Raw genomic sequence first — 17,833 nt, 5'->3', positions numbered from 1 at the left:
ATTTTTTTCAACGAAACCAATTTTTACGCCAAAAAAAGATAATCTGTACCACCGCTATAAAAGCCATGATGAGCAATGTATAGGCGTAGCCATGCTCTTGGTAAAGTTCGGGCATATTATTGGGCATTACTTTTCCTGTAACAGGGTCTTGTTTGGCAAAATTCATCCCATAAATACCAGCAACAAAAGTAAGCGGAATAAAAATAGAAGAAATAATGGTAAGTACTTTCATAATTTCGTTCATTCTATTACTGATAATAGATAAATACATATCTATATTGCTCGATGCAATTTCTTTCATGCTTTCTACCATTTCCATTAACTGCACGGTATGGTCATAAGCATCTTTAATAAACATTTTAGTCTGTTCAGCAATCAACGCACTGTCGCTCCTAAGAATATCGTTCATTTTATCCCGCTCTGCCCAAACTACTCTTCGTAGGCTAATTAGGTTTCTCTTCACCTGTTGAATTTCGTACATTACCATCTTATCTGGACGTAACAATAGCCTATCTTCAATCAAATCCATGTTTTCGTTCCAAGTATTGATAATTGAAAAATAGGAGTCTACTACCATATCCATTAGGGCATACATTAAATAGCCAGAGCCGCCAGTTCTAATATTGCCCTTACCTTCTTTTAATCTATTTCTAACGGCTTCCAAGCAATCGTCGTAGCTTTCTTGAAAAGTGTACAAAACCTGCTGCGTTTGGATTATTGAAAATTGCTGATTTTCTAATTCTCCTTCGGTATTGATGCGCAGCATTCTACTAATGGCAAAGTTATAGCCGCTATACTCTTCAAACTTAGGGCGGTGGTATGTTCTGGTAATATCTTCTAATACCAGTTTATGTATTTTTAATTCATCGCTAAATACCTTAAACATTTCTGCAGATTTTAGCCCTTTTAATTCTACCCAATAAAAAGTATCTTTTCGATTAGTTTTCGCAGAAATTGCTTTTAAGCTTTTCAATTCTTCGATTTCAAAGTGCTCCGAATTATAGCTATACAGCGTAATTTTAGGAGGCAACGAATCTTCGGCGATATAAACAAAACCCGGAGTTGTGCCTGGTGCGGGCAACTCGTATTTCTTCTTTCTATTTTTAAAATGTAAAGGTTTTGCCATGAATTGTTCTTATGCTTATTTACATTAAAAGTAGCTTTTAGCCTGTGGGCCTTGGTTAAAAAGCAAATCTACAATGCTTAAATTAGGGATAAATTCGTTTCTGTCGCTAAACACCTGAAAATAAGGCTTTGTTTGCACAAGAGGAACTTCCTTTTTAGTCAGCACACTTCTATAATCTACCGCTGTATCGGTTTCGTAGCTTTTGGTAGTAGTTAGCTGGTTAGTTAATTTCAACTGTGTAAACAACCATGAAAGCATGTCATAGTTATAATCGAAAAGGTATTCGTATTTCTTTTCGTAGAACGGCGCTAACCCATCTTCGTAAAACTCGAAATAGGCCGAACTACGATAACAGGTTTGCATGCTTAACCAATGCAAGCGCTGCCAACGATCTTGATAGCTAATTTTAACATCTTTGTAAGGCGTGTGGAGTTTAGAACCTTTAGTGATAGGCACTACCATATCTAAACTTCCGTTTGGCGAAGCAATGGTTGCTCTATTTCTATAGGTCTGTTTCGGGAAATGTTCGAACTTTTCTAAATCAAATTCAAAATTATTCTCTTTTAAAAGTGTAAAATAACTAACTGGCGGAAGATAAAATAATGGAAATATAGCTTGATTTTGCATCTGATATTTTAAGTTTGCAATTCAGTTGCCAAATTAATGATTAAAAAAGTCTTTTTACACATCGGGATATTTTTTTTACAGCTCTTATCGTTTCTTCCGCTGTGGTTTTTATTGGGTATTGCTAACATTTTATACTACCTCATCTATGATGTGGTTGGCTACAGGAGAAAAGTAGTCCGCAAAAACCTCCACCAATCCTTTCCTGAAAAAAGTATCTCAGAAATCATCAAGATTGAAAAGCGTTTTTATAGAAACTTGACAGATATTATGGTTGAGATTATAAAAATGAACTCAATAAGCAAAGCTGAAGTTTTGAAAAGGGTAAAAATGAAGAACTTTGAGCTGGCCGAAGATTATTTTAAACGTGGAGAAAGTGCTTTGGCATGTACAGGACATTATGGCAATTGGGAGCTGTGCATGATGGCCGTTGGCTTGAAATTTTCTGCAAAACCTTATGTAATTTACAAACCTATTAACAATAAGGTGTTCGAAAACTGGTTTAATGCACTTAGAACTAAATTTGGAAACATCTTTGTACCAATGAAACAAACGCTGAGAGAGGTGGTAGCCACCAAAACAGCAACTACCTTGTTTTGCTTTGCTAGCGACCAAAGCCCCAGAGGTAGAGATGCCCACCATATCCTCACTTTTTTAAATCAGCCAACGGCCGTACTGCTAGGTCTCGAAAAAATTGCCTTACAAACCAATAGACCGATCTTTTATTTTGAAGTAAAAAGAATTAAACGGGGATATTATGAAATTGAATGTATTCCGATGTGCTTAAACCCAAAGGAAACAGAGAAATTTGAAATTACGGAACAATTTTTCGAACACTTAACGAAAACTATTGAAAAAGAACCTGGAGATTGGCTATGGAGCCATAGACGCTGGAAAATAAATGAGTAATCCTCCTTTTTTAACTTTATATCTTAACATTTATGGAACCTAGCGTAGCTGTAGTAATTTTAAACTGGAACGGACAAACTTTCTTGGAACGCTTTTTACCAAGTGTTGTAAAAACAGCTTACAATAACCTGCAAATCATTGTGGCCGACAATGCTTCCACGGATCATTCTATTGCTTTTTTAGCACAACATTATCCCGCTATTAAAGTTATTGTTAACGATAAAAATTACGGTTTTGCAGCAGGTTATAATAAAGCGTTAACAAAAATAGAAGCAGATTATTTTGTGCTGCTAAACTCAGATGTTGAGGTACCAAGCAATTGGATTGAACCTGTAATAGCACTAATGCAGAGCGATGTCACTATCGCTGCTGCTCAGCCAAAAATTAAATGGCAACAAAATAAAAGCATGTTTGAATATGCGGGTGCCGCTGGCGGATTTATAGACAGTTATGGCTTCACATTTTGCAGGGGTAGAATATTTGACGAGGTAGAAACCGACCAACAACAATACAACAGTAATATGCCCGTATTTTGGGCTAGTGGCGCAGCGCTATTTATCAAAAGTAAAGCATGGAAAGAAGTAGGCGGTTTAGATGCCGACTTGTTTGCCCACATGGAAGAGATTGATTTATGCTGGCGCTTAAAGAACAAAGGGTATCAAGTAGTTTGTTGCACCGATGCAGAAGTTTACCATCTTGGCGGCGGCACGCTCAATGCCGGTAGTCCGTTTAAAAACTACCTTAACTTTAGAAATAACTTAATCATCATGCAAAAAAATTTGCCATTTGGCGAAGCTTGCATAAAAATATTTATTAGGCTATGGTTTGATCTGGCCGCATGGTTTCAATTTGCCCTAAAAGGTAATTTTGCCTTTGCATTTTCTATTAACAAGGCGCATGCACATTTCTTTGGCGCATTTTTTAAAACGGCAAAAAAACGTAAAGGAGTATTAAAACCGCTCAATACACATCAAGGTGTTTTTAAAGGAAGTATTGTTTTTAAATATTTTTTGGGTGCTAAAAAATGGTTTAGTGAAATTGTTTAACACTAAAAAAGGGATGCCGAATAAATCAGCATCCCTTTTTTTATATCTGCGGTAAACACCTGCTTAGGCACTTACGCTTCGTCTAAATTTAAACAGCTTTTAAATTATTTATTCTTTAACAAATCTCTAATTTCGGCAAGTAATACCTCTTCTTTTGTTGGTGCTGGTGGCGGAGCAACGGCTGCTTTTGCTTCTTCTTTACGTTTTAATCCATTAATTCCTTTTACCATAATAAATATAACTAATGCTAGTAAGAAGAAATTAATTGCAACCGTAATAAAACTACCATAGGCAAAAATTGCAGCGCCATCAACTTTTCTTGCATCTACCAACGCAAGACCATCAGAAACTTCTCCCCTAAGCACTACATAAAGATTGCTAAAATCGGGCTTGCCAATAATAGCAGCAACAACTGGCATCACTAAATCATTCACTACACTATCTATAATTTTGCCAAAGGCTCCGCCAATAATCACACCGACAGCCAAGTCCATTACATTGCCTTTTATGGCAAACTCTTTAAATTCTTTTACAAATCCCATAAATTTCTGTTTTTAAATAAGTATTAATTTTTAGTAAACTTAATCAAAAGAACATTAATTAATCAAATTAGACAACAAAAATCTAAAGCATTTGCGTATTTTTGAAAACTTGTTACTCTTGTCTATGCTTAAACAACACCTTCAACAAAAGTTATTACAAAAACTATCGCCCCAACAAATTCAATTCATCAAATTGTTGCAGGTTCCAACTGTAGCTTTAGATACGCGTATCAAAGAAGAATTAGAAGATAATCCGGCGCTCGAAGATTCGAGCTTAATAACGTTAGATGAGCCTAAAGGCGAATACGACGACCTACAAGATGGTGAAGATTTTAACAACGATACTTCGGAAGACAACACGCTTGACGAGTTTAACGTAGATGATTATTTACAAGATGATAGTACGAATGATTACAGTACATCATACAACAACGGCGATGACGAGGAAGATAAAAAAGAAGCACCAATAGCTATTGAAACTACTTTTTTTGAGAGTTTGCAACAGCAATTAGACCTAATTCCACTATCTGATCAAGACTTTGTGGTTGGGCGACAAATTATTGGAAGCTTAGACGACGATGGCTACTTAAGAAGACCCATTACTTCCATGATTGATGATCTTGCCTTCTCTCAAAATGTAATGGTAGAAGAAGAAGATGTTTTAGAAATATTAAAATTAATCCAAAGTTTTGATCCTGCCGGCATTGCCGCTAGAGATTTGCAAGAATGCCTTTCTTTACAGCTTAGAAGAAAAGATATTAACAACCCTCTTATAAAAAAAGCAATAGAAATTGTAGAATTTCACTTAGATGAATTTACTCGTAAACATTACGATAAGTTAGAAAAAGCTGTTGGCTTAAATAGCGAAGAACTAAAAGAGGTGGTGGCCGAAATTCTTCGTTTAAACCCCAAACCTGGCGATTCTAATCAAGTTACCACCAAGCAAATGCAAATCATCCCCGATTTCCATATTAGTAATAACGATGGGGTGCTTGTACTTACCTTAAATGCCAGAAATGCACCAGAATTACGTGTAAGCAGATCTTACATGGACATGTTTGAGCATTATGACAAAGCTGCACAAAAAGACAAAAAGATGAAAGAAGCTGTGCAGTTTGTAAAGCAAAAACTAGACTCTGCAAAATGGTTTATCGATGCCATTAAACAAAGACAACAAACCTTGCTTAAAACCATGAACGCCATCATGCGCTATCAGTACGATTATTTCTTAACTGGAGATGAGCGTAAGTTACGCCCTATGATTTTAAAAGATATTGCCGATAAAATAGGAATGGATATTTCAACGGTATCAAGGGTGGCCAATTCTAAATATGTACAAACAGAATTTGGAACTTTCTTACTAAAATCATTTTTCTCTGAAGCTATCCAAACAGAAAGTGGAGAAGAAGTTTCTAATAAAGAAGTAAAGAAAATTTTGGAAGACTGCATTGGCAAGGAAGATAAACGTAAACCGCTTGCCGATGAGCGATTAACAGAAATTTTAAAGGAGCACGGTTACAATATTGCCCGAAGAACGGTAGCAAAGTATAGAGAGCAAATGAATATTCCTGTGGCTAGGTTAAGAAAAGAACTTTAACATTAAACACCACAGCCGCCGTTAAGCACGGCAACTAAAACAATACTTTTAAACTTAGCTCGTGAGATCCTGAAGAAACCGTCTTTAATGCCGAAGTGGTATAATCATAAGCGTAACCTATGCCAACCATATTTGCAACGTTAAAGCCAACATTGCCAAAAAAAGCATCATTTTTACGGTAACCACCCCCTATCCAAAAGGCATCTCTGTAAGCGAATTTTAAATTCAGATCAAAAGCTTTAGGCAAAGGGCTTACTACTTTGAGCATCACTGATGGTGTTATCGAAAAATCGTTATTTATCCAAAATTTATATCCGGTTGTAACAAAATAATGCGCTACATCTTTCCCTGTATTAAAGCTTCCATCAAAAGCTATTTTGTTTTTAATAATTTGTTGCATGGAAGCACCAAAATAAAAAGATGAAGTATAAAAATACAGCCCGGCGTTTAAATCGGGTGTAATTTTATTAATCTCTCCAGAAGCACCTACTACCGGATCATCGGCCTCGTCAAACACCAATGATTGTGCATTTATCCCTAACCTATTTGCACCTATGCCTACCCCAAAAGAAAAGTTAGACCGATCGCCAATTGCCAAATGATAGGCATAGGTTAAATTTCCGGTAACCCGATTTAATGGTCCAGTTTTATCCGTAAGAAACAACACTCCAAAGCTATGATGAGACATAGAGGCCGTATAATCGAACATATCGTCTTTAGATTGTGGTTCGGTAACACCTAAATCACTACCCCGATAATTGGCCATATCGCCTCCAAATGAAACAGGCGTACTAAACGTAAAGTAGCCTGTTTTTGGGGCATCTTTTAGTCCTTGCCATTGCGTACGCATACCTAACCTTACATCCATCCCATTATTTAAACCAGTTACAGCAGGATTTAATACCGACATATTTTGTAAGTATTGTGAATAATGTGGTTTTTGTTGCGCTAACAAACTACTGCAACACATTAAAATTATATACCAAAGGATACAGCTCTTTCTCATCTTAAAATCGTTACGGAGCCAGTATATCTTTTTCTTCCATTATTCGGTTCAATAATGTAATAATAAACTCCTAAAGGTAAATCAATTCCATTTAACTTGCCATCCCAAGGGGTATTATAAGGAGATGCCTCAAAAACCTTCTGCCCATAACGGTTAAATATAACAATACTTCCTGCGTTAAACGTTTCTAGGTACTTAATATTCCAAGTATCATTTTTTCCATCGCCATTTGGACTAAACACATTTGGTATAAGAGGGTTTTCATGAACTATTACAGTTGTTTCCATTACTATTTCGCAACTGTTAGAGGTAATACTTAGCGTATATTTTGTAGTTTTTTCGGGCTTAGCGATAGGGTTTAAAATATTATCGGCACTTAAACCCGTAGCAGGGCTCCATTTATAGCTAAGGTTTGTTCCTGTAGCCTTTATGTCTATTAACTTTTGGCCGCCCAATAAAATATTAAGCTCTGTTGGTAGCGGCGTTATTTCTGGAAGTTTATCTACCTTAATGGTGATGCTCTTTTCTTCCGTACAGCCATTATTTGTATTGTACGTGCATTTAATATCAAAACTACCAAAACCACTTATTTTTGGATCAAAAACGCCTGTAGGAGAAACGCCTATCCCAGAAAAAACATAAGTACCTGGCACATTATTCTCGTCTTTTGCTATAAGTTGAACAGCGTCTGCATTTTCACATAAAGGCGGTATTGTTTCGAATTTTAAAGTAGGGGCTGGATATACACTTACAGTTATAGGGGAAGATTCTGTAAAACAAAGTTGCCCAGAGTATGCTCTCATCACTACTTTATAATCTGTTTTAACAGCTGTATTTGGATATTTATGGGTATAAATTTTACCAAAAGAAGGACTATTATCTGTAACAACGGTATTTGTGCCTCCTACTTTGTAATCAAATATCCATTCTATTTTAGTGATGTTGCCAAAGGCAATAGTGCTTTTATTTTCAAAAGAAATTACTGCATTAGCGCATAATTTTGTAGGGGTTTTAACTTCGAAAATAGTATTGGGGTTACTGCCACTAATTACTACTTGTTTAGTGATGGTAACTGGGCAACCTTGCGCCGATATACCAGTTAATTTAACTGTATAGGTACCCGATGCAGTATATTTATGCGCAGGGGTTTGACGTGTTTTTTGCACCAAATCGTTTGAGCCATCGCCAAAGTCCCATAACCACGAGATGACATTTCCTTTAACAGCCGTTGCTTCATATTCTACTACATCGCTAACACAAGCAGCCGGATCTTTAAAAGAAATTTCTGGAGTTTCATAAATGGTTATCGTTTTTTCTAAGGTGTCGGCACAACCACTAGACGAAACAGAAATAAGCCTTACTTTATAGTCGCCGGCAGCCTTATAAGTACTGGTGGTAGATTTTTCGGTTGACATTGGTGTTCCATTGCCAAAATCCCAAGTTTGCGAAACTATAGATGAGTTAACAAATGTACTCTCGTTGTTAAACTGAATATTAGCATTGATACAAAATGGTCCTACTGCTGTAAAAGCAGATTTTGGCGGTGTAAGTATCTTTATAGTTTTAGTAATCACAAGGTTGCAGCCCAAATCGGTTACTACGTTTAAAGTAACTGTCTTTACTCCAACTGTGGTATATTTATGCTTAGGGCTCTGTAAATTAGAGGTTTTCCCATCGCCAAAATCCCAGCTCCAACTGCTAATATTACCCCCGCTTCTAGGAGAACTATCGGTAAACTGAACATCAGTGTTTACACAGGCTTCTGTTGGCATGTTAAAATTTGGAGAAAACACATCAAAAGCAGTAAATATTTCTTCATCAACGGCACATATTGCCGCAGCAGGCTTTTGGATTGTGGCTCTTAATACATAGTTTCCGGCAACTGCAAAATATGTTGATGGTAAAGCATAGCGATAAAGATAATAGGTTTGTCCATCCTCTACCATAGTGGTATAGCTTGGATGATCACTAATTGCTATTTTAGCCCCATTATTTAAGTTCCATGTAATTTTATCGGTTATATAAGGTAGTTTTAAAACAAAATCGAAATTAGTACCCAAACAAAAATTGGTTGCGGCAATACTGCCCCCAGTTGGAAATACTTGAATATTACTCTTTAGGTTTTTCAAATCTGTTCCGGCTAAATAAGCGTACGATTCTACATGTCCATATCCATAAGCAATGGCCACAAAACCACCACTTGCAATTAAACGATGTTGATCTGACGAATTTGTCACATCTACCACAGCATAACTATATTCGCTATTTGCTATTGGCTTAAATTGACTAGAGATGGTGGCTCCGTCCAGCGTAAAACCAGCAATATCTGCCGTTTTTATAATAATATTTAAATAATACTTAGAAATATTAGTCTTAACGCCAGCTACACTATTTAACCTAGAATAAACGGTAATATCTTTTAAAGTTTGTTCAATGGGGTTTAAAATAGTCATTTCGGGGTCGCCATTATAAAGCCCATTAGGAATTTGCCCTGCAGGGGTAACCGCAGGATTTGCCAGGTTACAGGTTTGCGATGTTTGATATTGCGCTACCGCAATGGGCGACGTTGCTTTAATTACATTGGGCGAAGTGGTGTAAAATGTAATTACACTGCCTTTGCTATAAGGATTTGAAAGTGGCGTACCATTTGCCAATGTGGTACTTCCGTTCACAGTAACTGTGGTATTATCTTCAGAAATGATAATTTTAACAATGTCTGTATTCCCATTCAGCGTATTATAAAAAGGAGCCGAAACAAAATTTTTGCCCCATACAGTAACTGGAAATAGTTGTTGATATAAATTATCTCCCCCACTGGGCAGTCTCGTATTTCCTTCTTCGCAATAAGCCGTCCAGGTATTTCCCGAATATACGGCTATTGGCGTACAGCCCGTAATTACTTTAATAAAAGTTCCCGTTAAATCATCAACAGCTTGGTATTGGTAAATATCGCCCTTGTTTAAAGTAATTTGAAAAGACCTATTTGCAGACCGCGAGTTAGTTCTATCGCCCTTGGTTGGAACAATTTCTACTACTGTTCCGTCTTTGGTGCCAACAATAGTAAACTCTGAATATACTCCAGCTGCTGCCCCACCTTTATTTTCCTGAGAGAACACATAATATTCTTGCCCAAGCGTAGAAGTTGGCAAAACCAATGTACCCCCGGTTCTGGCACTATTAGAAATTATCGAATATAGAGATATGGGCTCTGCGGTAGTAACGTTTATTCCCTTGTTAACCTCCTTGGTGTTTGAAGAGCCAATATAAACATTGTAATCTAGTGGGTTAATAAACACTACTGTTACCACATTGGCACTAATATTACCCGAAGAGATAGTTATGCCTCCAGAAGTTACTTTATAAGTGGTATTAATATCAGACGACAAGAACAGCGTCATTCTGGAGGTAAGCCCATCTCTATGGCCTGCATAAGCCACCCAAAAATCAGTGCCTTTATTAGAGGTAGATTGAGCAAAGATTTGATTTTTGCCTATCGAGAACATAAGCAGTAGAAAAATTATCAAAAATTTGCTTTTCATTTCATGTCAAAAATAGAAAATGGCATTAGGTAGTTGTTTGGGTTATATACCCGTAAATGTAAGCTGATTTTTGATAATTTTATACAGGTACAGCTAAATAAAAAATAACTGCGTAATCAATGTGTTTTCTAACTAGAAAACACATTGATTAAACACTTTATGAAAGTAAGTTTTGACGTGCAATAAACTCTAATTGTTGATTAGCAACTAAAAGCTTGGCCGTTAACTCTCTATTTTCTTTACGTAGCATATATATTTCAATTGCCTTATCTATATTAATTCTTAAATCTTCTTCCATCCATGGTTTTTGGATATATCTATATACCTGCCCCTTATTTATGGCGTCAATTACTGCATCTATATCGGTATATCCCGTTAAAATCATACGTATCGGTTCGGGATATTCTTCAAGAATAGAAGCTAAAAACTCCACACCAGTAGTTTTTGGCATTCTTTGGTCTGTAATAATTACCTGTATATCTTCTGCTTCTAATATTTTACGGCCTTCTTCAGCAGATTCTGCCGTAAAAACTTTGTACAATCTACGAAAGGTAGCCGCAAAGGCGCTCAGATTATGTGGTTCATCATCAACGTAAAGGATGTTCGCTATCATTTTTGTGCTAATAAAAAGTTAAAAATACTTTTTTATTGTAATTCTAAAAAACTAATTTAGTCTTTTAACTACGAAAAAACATTTTTTAATTTGAAAAATACCATCTTACAACATACCATCAAATGTACACACCAGGCACTTACTCTCCGTTGCATGTTCTCATAGCGCAGACAATTAAAAATCAAGATTTATACAAACCACTCTTCCTAAAACTTTCTAACACAGCAGATAAAGCTAAATTTGATGAGTTAATAAATAATACGCAAGGCTTACAGGTTTTTGATACTATTAAAGAGCAAGTTGCAGAGCTATTAAGATGTTTAAATCCACTAATTATATTTAGCCCAAAAGAGATATTGGAGCAAACTATTTCCAAAAAACTTGGCAATAGCGACGAATATGGTGTTTGGGTTTATTATCCCTGGTCTAACAAATTAGTTCATCTATTAGATGAAGAAGAATTTGTTATCGTAAGAACAAATCGTAATAAATATAAAATTACCGAAGAAGAACAACAACTCCTAGCCACTAAGAAAATTGGTATTATGGGATTATCCGTTGGCCAATCTGTTGCATTAACGTTGGCTATGGAGCGTGGCTTTGGCGAGCTTCGCATTGCCGATTTTGACGAATTAGATTTGAGCAATATTAACAGAATTAGGACAGGTGTACAAAATATAAAGCTCAAAAAAACCGTAATTGTTGCCAGAGAAATCGCAGAGATTGATCCTTTTTTAAACGTTGTATGTTACCATGATGGTATTACAGAAGAAAATCTAAATGAATTTTTAACAGGCAATGGTAAATTAGATTTATTAATTGACGAGTGCGATAGTTTCGATATTAAAATAAATGCTAGAAAAATTGCTAAAGAACTTCAAATTCCCGTATTAATGGAAGGAAGTGATAGAGGCACTATAGATATCGAAAGGTTTGATCTCGACCCACAGCGACCTATATTACATGGTTTAGTAGAACATCTAGACATGGAAAAATTCAAAGATCTAAAAACCTTTGATGAAAAAGTACCATATATAACAGCAGTTACAGGCCTGGAGACACTTTCACCTAGAATGAAAGCCTCTGCTGTTGAATTGATGGGAACTATATCTACTTGGCCACAACTTGCCAGTGCGGTAACTTTTGGAGGGGGTGTAAGTGCAGATCTTTCGAGAAAGATATTACTAAACAGCTTAAAAGTATCTGGCAGGTTCTTTTTAGATTTAGACGAGATGATTACAGATGCCCCTGCCACTCCTACTATTAAGGAAGAAGTGTTGGAGAAAAAAGCATTATCAACAGAAGCTATTGAAGCTTTTATAAAAGAGAACAACCTTTCTGTAGCAGAAGAGCTAGCAAAAGATCTTTCAGATACTGAGCTATCATATTTAATAGAAGCCGTTAAAAAAGCTCCTTCTGGCGGGAACAACCAACCTTGGAGGTTACACTATCAAGATAAAAAACTACATCTTTTTTTAGATGAAAGTACCGCATTAGCCTATTTAGATCCAGAGTTCGTATCTTCATACACCTCTATAGGATCGGCAATAGAAAACCTATTATTAGCGGCAGCAGCTAATAATCTAAAAGTAAACTGGAAACTAACCCCACAATTGGCTCCCAAACATATTGCCGTTTTTAGCTTTACTGACGGGGAAAACCCTAATGAAGAAACAGCTCTATTAGCAAAGCAAATTCCATTTAGACATACTAATCGTAAAATTCCGCAACGCACTGAAATCAGCGAAGAGGAAATCAATTATTTCACTGAACTAGTAAAACAAACCGAAGGAGCTAACCTAACTTTTGTAAAAGATACCGCAAAAATCAAAGCCCTATCTGAAATAGCAACTGTTACAGACTTATTTAGGATATTTATCCCCGAAGCTCACGAAGATTTTATTACCAGGGAAATGCGTTGGAGTGTTGAGCAAGCAAACCAAACAGAAGATGGCATAGGTATCCATACCTTAGATTTAAGTAACAATGACCAGCTAGGTATCCGTTTACTTCGTGATAGAAAAATGATTGATTTTCTACAAGAAATTAAAGGTGGCGGAGCCTTTAATAGACTACTTACACAACAGTTCATGAGCTCTTCGGCAATTGGTTTAATTACCATGCCAAGCTCCACAGTTTCTTCTTGGATAAACGGAGGAATTGCATCCGAAAAAATGTGGCTGGGAGCTACTGCAAAAGGTTTTCAAATACACCCCGTCAATGTACCTTTATTATTTTTTTATAAGAACTCTGTAGAGAAAAGCATAACTTTATCTGAAGAAAGAAAGCAATACCTAACAAAAGCAGAAAAAGAACTAAACCTTATTTTTGACAAGCCTGAGAACGAAACAAGCATGTTCATGTTTAGAATTTTTAGGGCTACTGCATCTCCCGAAAAAACCATCAGAAAGTCTAACGATAAAATTTTCTCCATTGGAAGAGCATAACTCAGAAATAAAGAATATCAATTTTACGGCTTTTAGAGCTGTTGATGATAGAGATGCCTGCATGCGCTTTGTTGAAGGGCATAAACGTGTTTTAGAGATTTTTGGCATTACACAAATTACTTCGGCCAAGGCAGATTGGGTGTTAAATCCAGATGTTTATGTAATGTTAGTTACCGATGCCGATACCGGTAAAATTTTAGGAGGAGGAAGAGTACATAAGGCAAATGGCATTAACAGATTGCCTGTAGAAGAAGCCGTAGGCTATATGGATGAAAAAATATACAAGTTAGTTGACGATCGTACGGAAGCAGGTACTGGAGAAGTGGCTGGTGTTTGGAATTCATTTGAAGTAGCTGGTTTGGGCATTGGAAGCTTATATTTAAGCATTGCATGTGTTGCCTATTCTGCTTTTGTTGGCATTAATTCTCTTTTTGGTCTTGCGGCACCCGCTACCTACAGAAATGTTTATAATGGTGGGTTTAGACCTATTACTGAATTGGGCAATAACGGCAAATTTTATTATCCTAAAGATGACATGATTGCCACAGTAATGTTTAATGAAGATACAATTAACTTACCTATTACAGTAGATGCACAAAAAAGCATTGGACTTGAGATGAGAAGAAAATTAATACATCATCATGAAGTAATTTCTAAAAAAGGAGATATAGTAAATTTAACATTCGACTTAACCAGACAAAATGCGAAATAATTTTTATCGTATATTTTTCTTTCTCTTTGCCGGCACCTTGCTCTTAACAAGTGGTTGTAAAACAGAAGATGCGAATAAAAGCTTTCCTTTTAAGGTTGAATATTTCAAAGATAAAACCAATAATTTAACTGTTAACGAAATAATTAATCAACCATTCGAAGAATATAAAAATACTGGCCTCTTTAACTTCGGTATAGAAAATGCAACGATCTGGCTAAAGTTAATTTCAACAAAAGAAAAAACATCCAATAGAGATGTTATTTATATTGAGCAGCCCAGATTTCAGGTGCATGAAATGTTTGATCAAAAATTAGTCAAAACATCTCTATTAAAAACCTCGTATAAATCTTACCAAAACGACCAAAGCATTGCCTTTTACCTCCCCGACACCATAAAAAAAAACGAAGTTCTATATTTAAAGCTTAAAGCTAACGAAGCATTCATTACCCGAATATCGGTTATTAAAGAAAGTGAGCTCGACAAAAAAAGCTCTTTTAAAGACATCATATTTGGCATATACACAGGGGTGATGTTAGTAATGTTTGTTTACAACCTGTTTTTGTTCATCATTGTTAGAGATAGAAGTTATGTTTTTTACGTTTTCCATATTTTATTTACTTGGCTCACTCAAATAACTATACAAGGGTACGGCCTAAAATATTTATGGAATACTAATTCGTTAATCAATGATTATTCTGTTGTAATATTTTCTGTAATAGGACTGGTTTTTGCCGTATTATTCTCCATGTCGTTTCTTAGCACCAAGATCTTCGTTCCAAAGATCCATCGCATGGTGGTTATATTTACAACAATAATACCTTTAAATTTAATTCTGCTCATCTTAACAAACAACTATATTAGCTTCATAGTAATGCAGCTATTTCTAATAGCAGGAGTCATTATTGCTTTAGCTACCTCATATTACGTTTATTTTAAAAAAAGGTACAGGCCTGCAGGATTTTATTTAGTAGCATGGTCTATACTTTTAATTGGAGCTATTCTTTTTATCTTGAAAGATTATGGTATAATACCATATAACAGTATTACGATATATCTACTACAAATCACATCAGCTATAGAAGTAGTACTATTGTCTTTCGCCCTCGCAGATAAAATCAACTATTTCAAGAAAGAAAATGAATTGGCACAGGTTCAAGCTTTAAATGCATCTTTAGAAAACCAAAGATTAATTAAAGAACAAAATATTGTTTTAGAAAGAAAAGTAAAAGAACGTACCGAAGAATTAGAAAATGCAAACGAAGCTCTTAATCTCACGCTGAACAATCTAAAATCTACACAATCGCAATTGGTAGATGCCGAAAAAATGGCTGCCCTTGGTCAGCTTACCTCGGGTATTGCCCATGAAATAAACAACCCTATAAACTTTGTAACAGCTAATGTTAAGCCACTACAATTAGATATAGACGATTTGAAAGACATCATCAAAAAATATGAAGACATCGATTTTGAAAAAGAGATAAAACCGCAAATTGAAACAATAGAAGCCTATAAAAAGCAAATAGATTTAAGCTTTATCAATAATGAAATCACTTCGCTCCTATCGGGAATTAGTGAAGGTGCAAAACGCACCGCAGAAATTATTAGAAGTTTACGGAATTTCAGTCGTGTTGATGAAACCGACATGAAGGCCATTGACCTTAATGAAGGGCTTTTATCTACCTTAGTGCTCATTAGAAATACCATTCCTGATAACGTAACCTTGATTAAAAATCTTGGGAACCTTCCTAAAGTAGAATGTATGCCCGGCAAAATTAATCAAGTTTTTATGAACTTGGTTTCAAATGCGGTACAGGCAATAAAAAGCAAAGAGGTACAAGCCGAAGAAGAGTTTTTAACCATAAAGAGCTGGTACGACAATCAGCAGGTTTTTATCAGCATTAAAGATACCGGGATAGGGATGACCGAAGAGGTAAGGCATCGTATTTTTGAGCCATTCTTTACCACAAAAGATATTGGCGAAGGTACCGGACTAGGTTTATCCATTGTTTTTAGTATCATAGAAAAACATAAAGGTCACGTAGAAGTTATATCAGAACCAGGAAAAGGAACTGAATTTATTATTATATTGCAGGTAAATATTTTATAGCTATTCAAATGAGCAACCCAACTGTACGCGTCTTATATATCGATGATGAAGAGAACAATCTTCAGGCATTTAAGGCCAGCTTTAGAAGGCAGTACGAAATTTATACTGCTATTTCTGCCGCAGAAGGATTAAAAATATTGAATAATATAGATATCCATGTGATACTTGCCGACCAAAAAATGCCAAACACTACCGGTGTAGAGTTTTTTAAGAGCATTAGCAACACTCACCCCGATCCCATTCGTATTCTTTTAACTGGATATACTGATATTGAAGCCCTAGCAGATGCGATTAATCATGGTGATATCTACAGGTATATTACCAAGCCTTGGAACGATCTAGAACTACATAACTCCATTAAAAATGCGTACGATGCCTATAAAGCCAAGATAGATTTACGTAACAAAATAACAGAGTTAGAAAAAACTAACGACGAGCTTAACCGTTTTATTTACAGCATTTCGCATGAGCTTAGAGCACCATTGGTATCGGTAATTGGTATTATTAACCTTGTAAAAATGGAAAACCTCTACAATTCTAGCGGTGAGTACTGGGGGCTAATAGAAACCTGTTCTAACAAGCTTGATTATTATATACAGAAAACATTACAGTATTATAAAAACACTAAAGATGTTCCAGATCATAGCGAAATAGATTTTAACCAATTAGTGGGAGAATTGATAGAGTTACATACCTACTCTGACAAAGACACCACATTTAATGTGAAAATTGACCAAGCTACTAAATTTGTAGGTGATGCTTTTAGAATTGAAGTGATATTTAGCAATCTCATTTCAAATGCCATAAAGTACCAAAAATCGAACGAACTTAATAAAACTGTAAACATAACCATAGACGTTAACGATTTTGAAGCCAATGTAAGCATTAACGACAATGGCTTAGGCATACTTAAAGAGCATCTAGAAAAAATATTTACACAATTCTTTAAGAGCAAAATGCATCACGGTAGTGGATTAGGCCTTTTCATTGTAAAAGAAGCCCTAAATAAAATTAACGGTACAATTAGCGTTAGTTCAAATGTTGAAGTTGGTACAACCTTTAAAATAACCATCCCAAATGCCAAATAGAACCGAAAAAGTGTTGTTGATTGATGATAATGACATTGATCTTAAAATCAATGCCAAGGTAATTAAGTTATCAAATTTTTTTGATGAAATTATTTTATGCCAATCAGGAGAAGAAGGATTAAACTATATTAATAAAAATCTTGATCACCCAGAACTGCTCCCTGATTTTATTTTATTAGATATTCAGATGCCAGAAATGGATGGTTTTGAATTTTTGGAAATATATAAGCACTTACCTAAAACGTTTCTTAACCACTGTAAATTAGCAATCTTATCGTCAACGCTAGATTTTGGCGACATTAAGAAGGCCGAAGCTAACCCATTGGTAATTAAACTCTTGAAAAAACCACTTTATCCGCATGAACTTAGGGAACTACTGGGTGACAAACATGTTTCTCTATCAGGAATTTAAGAGAAAACTTTAAACTCTATTTAAATAGTAATTGCGATTGCTTTAATACCAGAAAATAGGTGATA

14 protein-coding genes are annotated in these 17,833 nt (G+C 35.6%); 8 read left to right on the top strand and 6 right to left on the bottom strand.

Going from position 1 to position 17,833, the window contains the following annotated elements:
- Positions 1-7: 7 nt before the first annotated feature.
- Complete coding sequence (gene corA, locus B3I52_RS05730; RefSeq protein ID WP_293299478.1) at positions 8-1,126, bottom strand: magnesium/cobalt transporter CorA; 1,119 nt, start codon at positions 1,124-1,126, stop codon at positions 8-10.
- Between the two features lie 24 nt (positions 1,127-1,150).
- The gene (locus B3I52_RS05725) at positions 1,151-1,753 is read right to left on the bottom strand and encodes a WbqC family protein (protein WP_293299477.1); all 603 of its coding nucleotides are present in this window, start codon (positions 1,751-1,753) and stop codon (positions 1,151-1,153) included.
- 36 nt (positions 1,754-1,789) lie between these two features.
- Between B3I52_RS05725 and B3I52_RS05720 the strand changes: the two genes are divergently transcribed.
- Positions 1,790-2,659, top strand: coding sequence for a lysophospholipid acyltransferase family protein (locus B3I52_RS05720; protein WP_293299476.1), 870 nt, complete (start codon positions 1,790-1,792; stop codon positions 2,657-2,659).
- 32 nt (positions 2,660-2,691) lie between these two features.
- Positions 2,692-3,705: a glycosyltransferase family 2 protein gene (locus tag B3I52_RS05715; RefSeq protein WP_293299475.1), complete on the top strand. Its 1,014-nt coding sequence runs from the start codon at positions 2,692-2,694 to the stop codon at positions 3,703-3,705.
- Between the two features lie 104 nt (positions 3,706-3,809).
- On the opposite strand, the gene mscL is transcribed toward B3I52_RS05715, so the two are convergent.
- On the bottom strand, positions 3,810-4,247 hold the full coding sequence (mscL, locus tag B3I52_RS05710) for a large conductance mechanosensitive channel protein MscL (RefSeq protein WP_293299474.1): 438 nt from the start codon (positions 4,245-4,247) through the stop codon (positions 3,810-3,812).
- Positions 4,248-4,371: 124 nt separating this feature from the next.
- Between mscL and rpoN the strand changes: the two genes are divergently transcribed.
- Positions 4,372-5,844 carry an RNA polymerase factor sigma-54 gene (rpoN, locus tag B3I52_RS05705; protein ID WP_293299571.1) on the top strand — a complete coding sequence of 491 codons (1,473 nt, stop codon included), beginning with the start codon at positions 4,372-4,374 and terminating at the stop codon, positions 5,842-5,844.
- A 34-nt stretch (positions 5,845-5,878) separates the two neighbouring features.
- On the opposite strand, the gene B3I52_RS05700 is transcribed toward rpoN, so the two are convergent.
- From B3I52_RS05700 to B3I52_RS05690, 3 genes are all read right to left on the bottom strand, one after another.
- On the bottom strand, positions 5,879-6,814 hold the full coding sequence (locus B3I52_RS05700; RefSeq protein WP_293299473.1) for a PorP/SprF family type IX secretion system membrane protein: 936 nt from the start codon (positions 6,812-6,814) through the stop codon (positions 5,879-5,881).
- Between the two features lie 32 nt (positions 6,815-6,846).
- Positions 6,847-10,389, bottom strand: a complete 3,543-nt coding sequence (locus B3I52_RS05695) for a gliding motility-associated C-terminal domain-containing protein (RefSeq protein WP_293299472.1) — start codon at positions 10,387-10,389, stop codon at positions 6,847-6,849.
- 157 nt (positions 10,390-10,546) lie between these two features.
- The gene (locus B3I52_RS05690) at positions 10,547-11,002 is read right to left on the bottom strand and encodes a response regulator (RefSeq protein WP_293299471.1); all 456 of its coding nucleotides are present in this window, start codon (positions 11,000-11,002) and stop codon (positions 10,547-10,549) included.
- A 122-nt stretch (positions 11,003-11,124) separates the two neighbouring features.
- Here B3I52_RS05690 and B3I52_RS05685 point away from each other — a divergent pair, with 122 nt between their 5' ends.
- The 5 genes from B3I52_RS05685 to B3I52_RS05665 are packed head-to-tail and all read left to right on the top strand — an operon-like array spanning position 11,125 to position 17,768.
- Positions 11,125-13,449, top strand: coding sequence for an Rv1355c family protein (locus B3I52_RS05685; RefSeq protein ID WP_293299470.1), 2,325 nt, complete (start codon positions 11,125-11,127; stop codon positions 13,447-13,449).
- Complete coding sequence (locus B3I52_RS05680) at positions 13,436-14,161, top strand: hypothetical protein (RefSeq protein ID WP_293299469.1); 726 nt, start codon at positions 13,436-13,438, stop codon at positions 14,159-14,161. The genes B3I52_RS05685 and B3I52_RS05680 overlap by 14 nt, the downstream gene beginning before the upstream one ends.
- On the top strand, positions 14,151-16,268 hold the full coding sequence (locus B3I52_RS05675) for a 7TM diverse intracellular signaling domain-containing protein (protein ID WP_293299468.1): 2,118 nt from the start codon (positions 14,151-14,153) through the stop codon (positions 16,266-16,268). Before B3I52_RS05680 ends, B3I52_RS05675 begins: the two co-directional genes overlap by 11 nt.
- Before the next feature lie 8 nt (positions 16,269-16,276).
- Positions 16,277-17,356 (top strand): hybrid sensor histidine kinase/response regulator, encoded by a 1,080-nt coding sequence (locus tag B3I52_RS05670; RefSeq protein WP_293299467.1) that lies wholly within the window; start codon positions 16,277-16,279, stop codon positions 17,354-17,356.
- Positions 17,346-17,768, top strand: coding sequence for a response regulator (locus tag B3I52_RS05665; protein ID WP_293299466.1), 423 nt, complete (start codon positions 17,346-17,348; stop codon positions 17,766-17,768). The genes B3I52_RS05670 and B3I52_RS05665 overlap by 11 nt, the downstream gene beginning before the upstream one ends.
- The last annotated feature ends 65 nt before the right edge of the window (positions 17,769-17,833 follow it).

It is taken from the genome of Pedobacter sp. UBA4863 (genome assembly GCF_002399615.1).
Lineage (GTDB): Bacteria > Bacteroidota > Bacteroidia > Sphingobacteriales > Sphingobacteriaceae > Pedobacter.
This window is presented reverse-complemented; position numbering and strand designations above follow the sequence as displayed.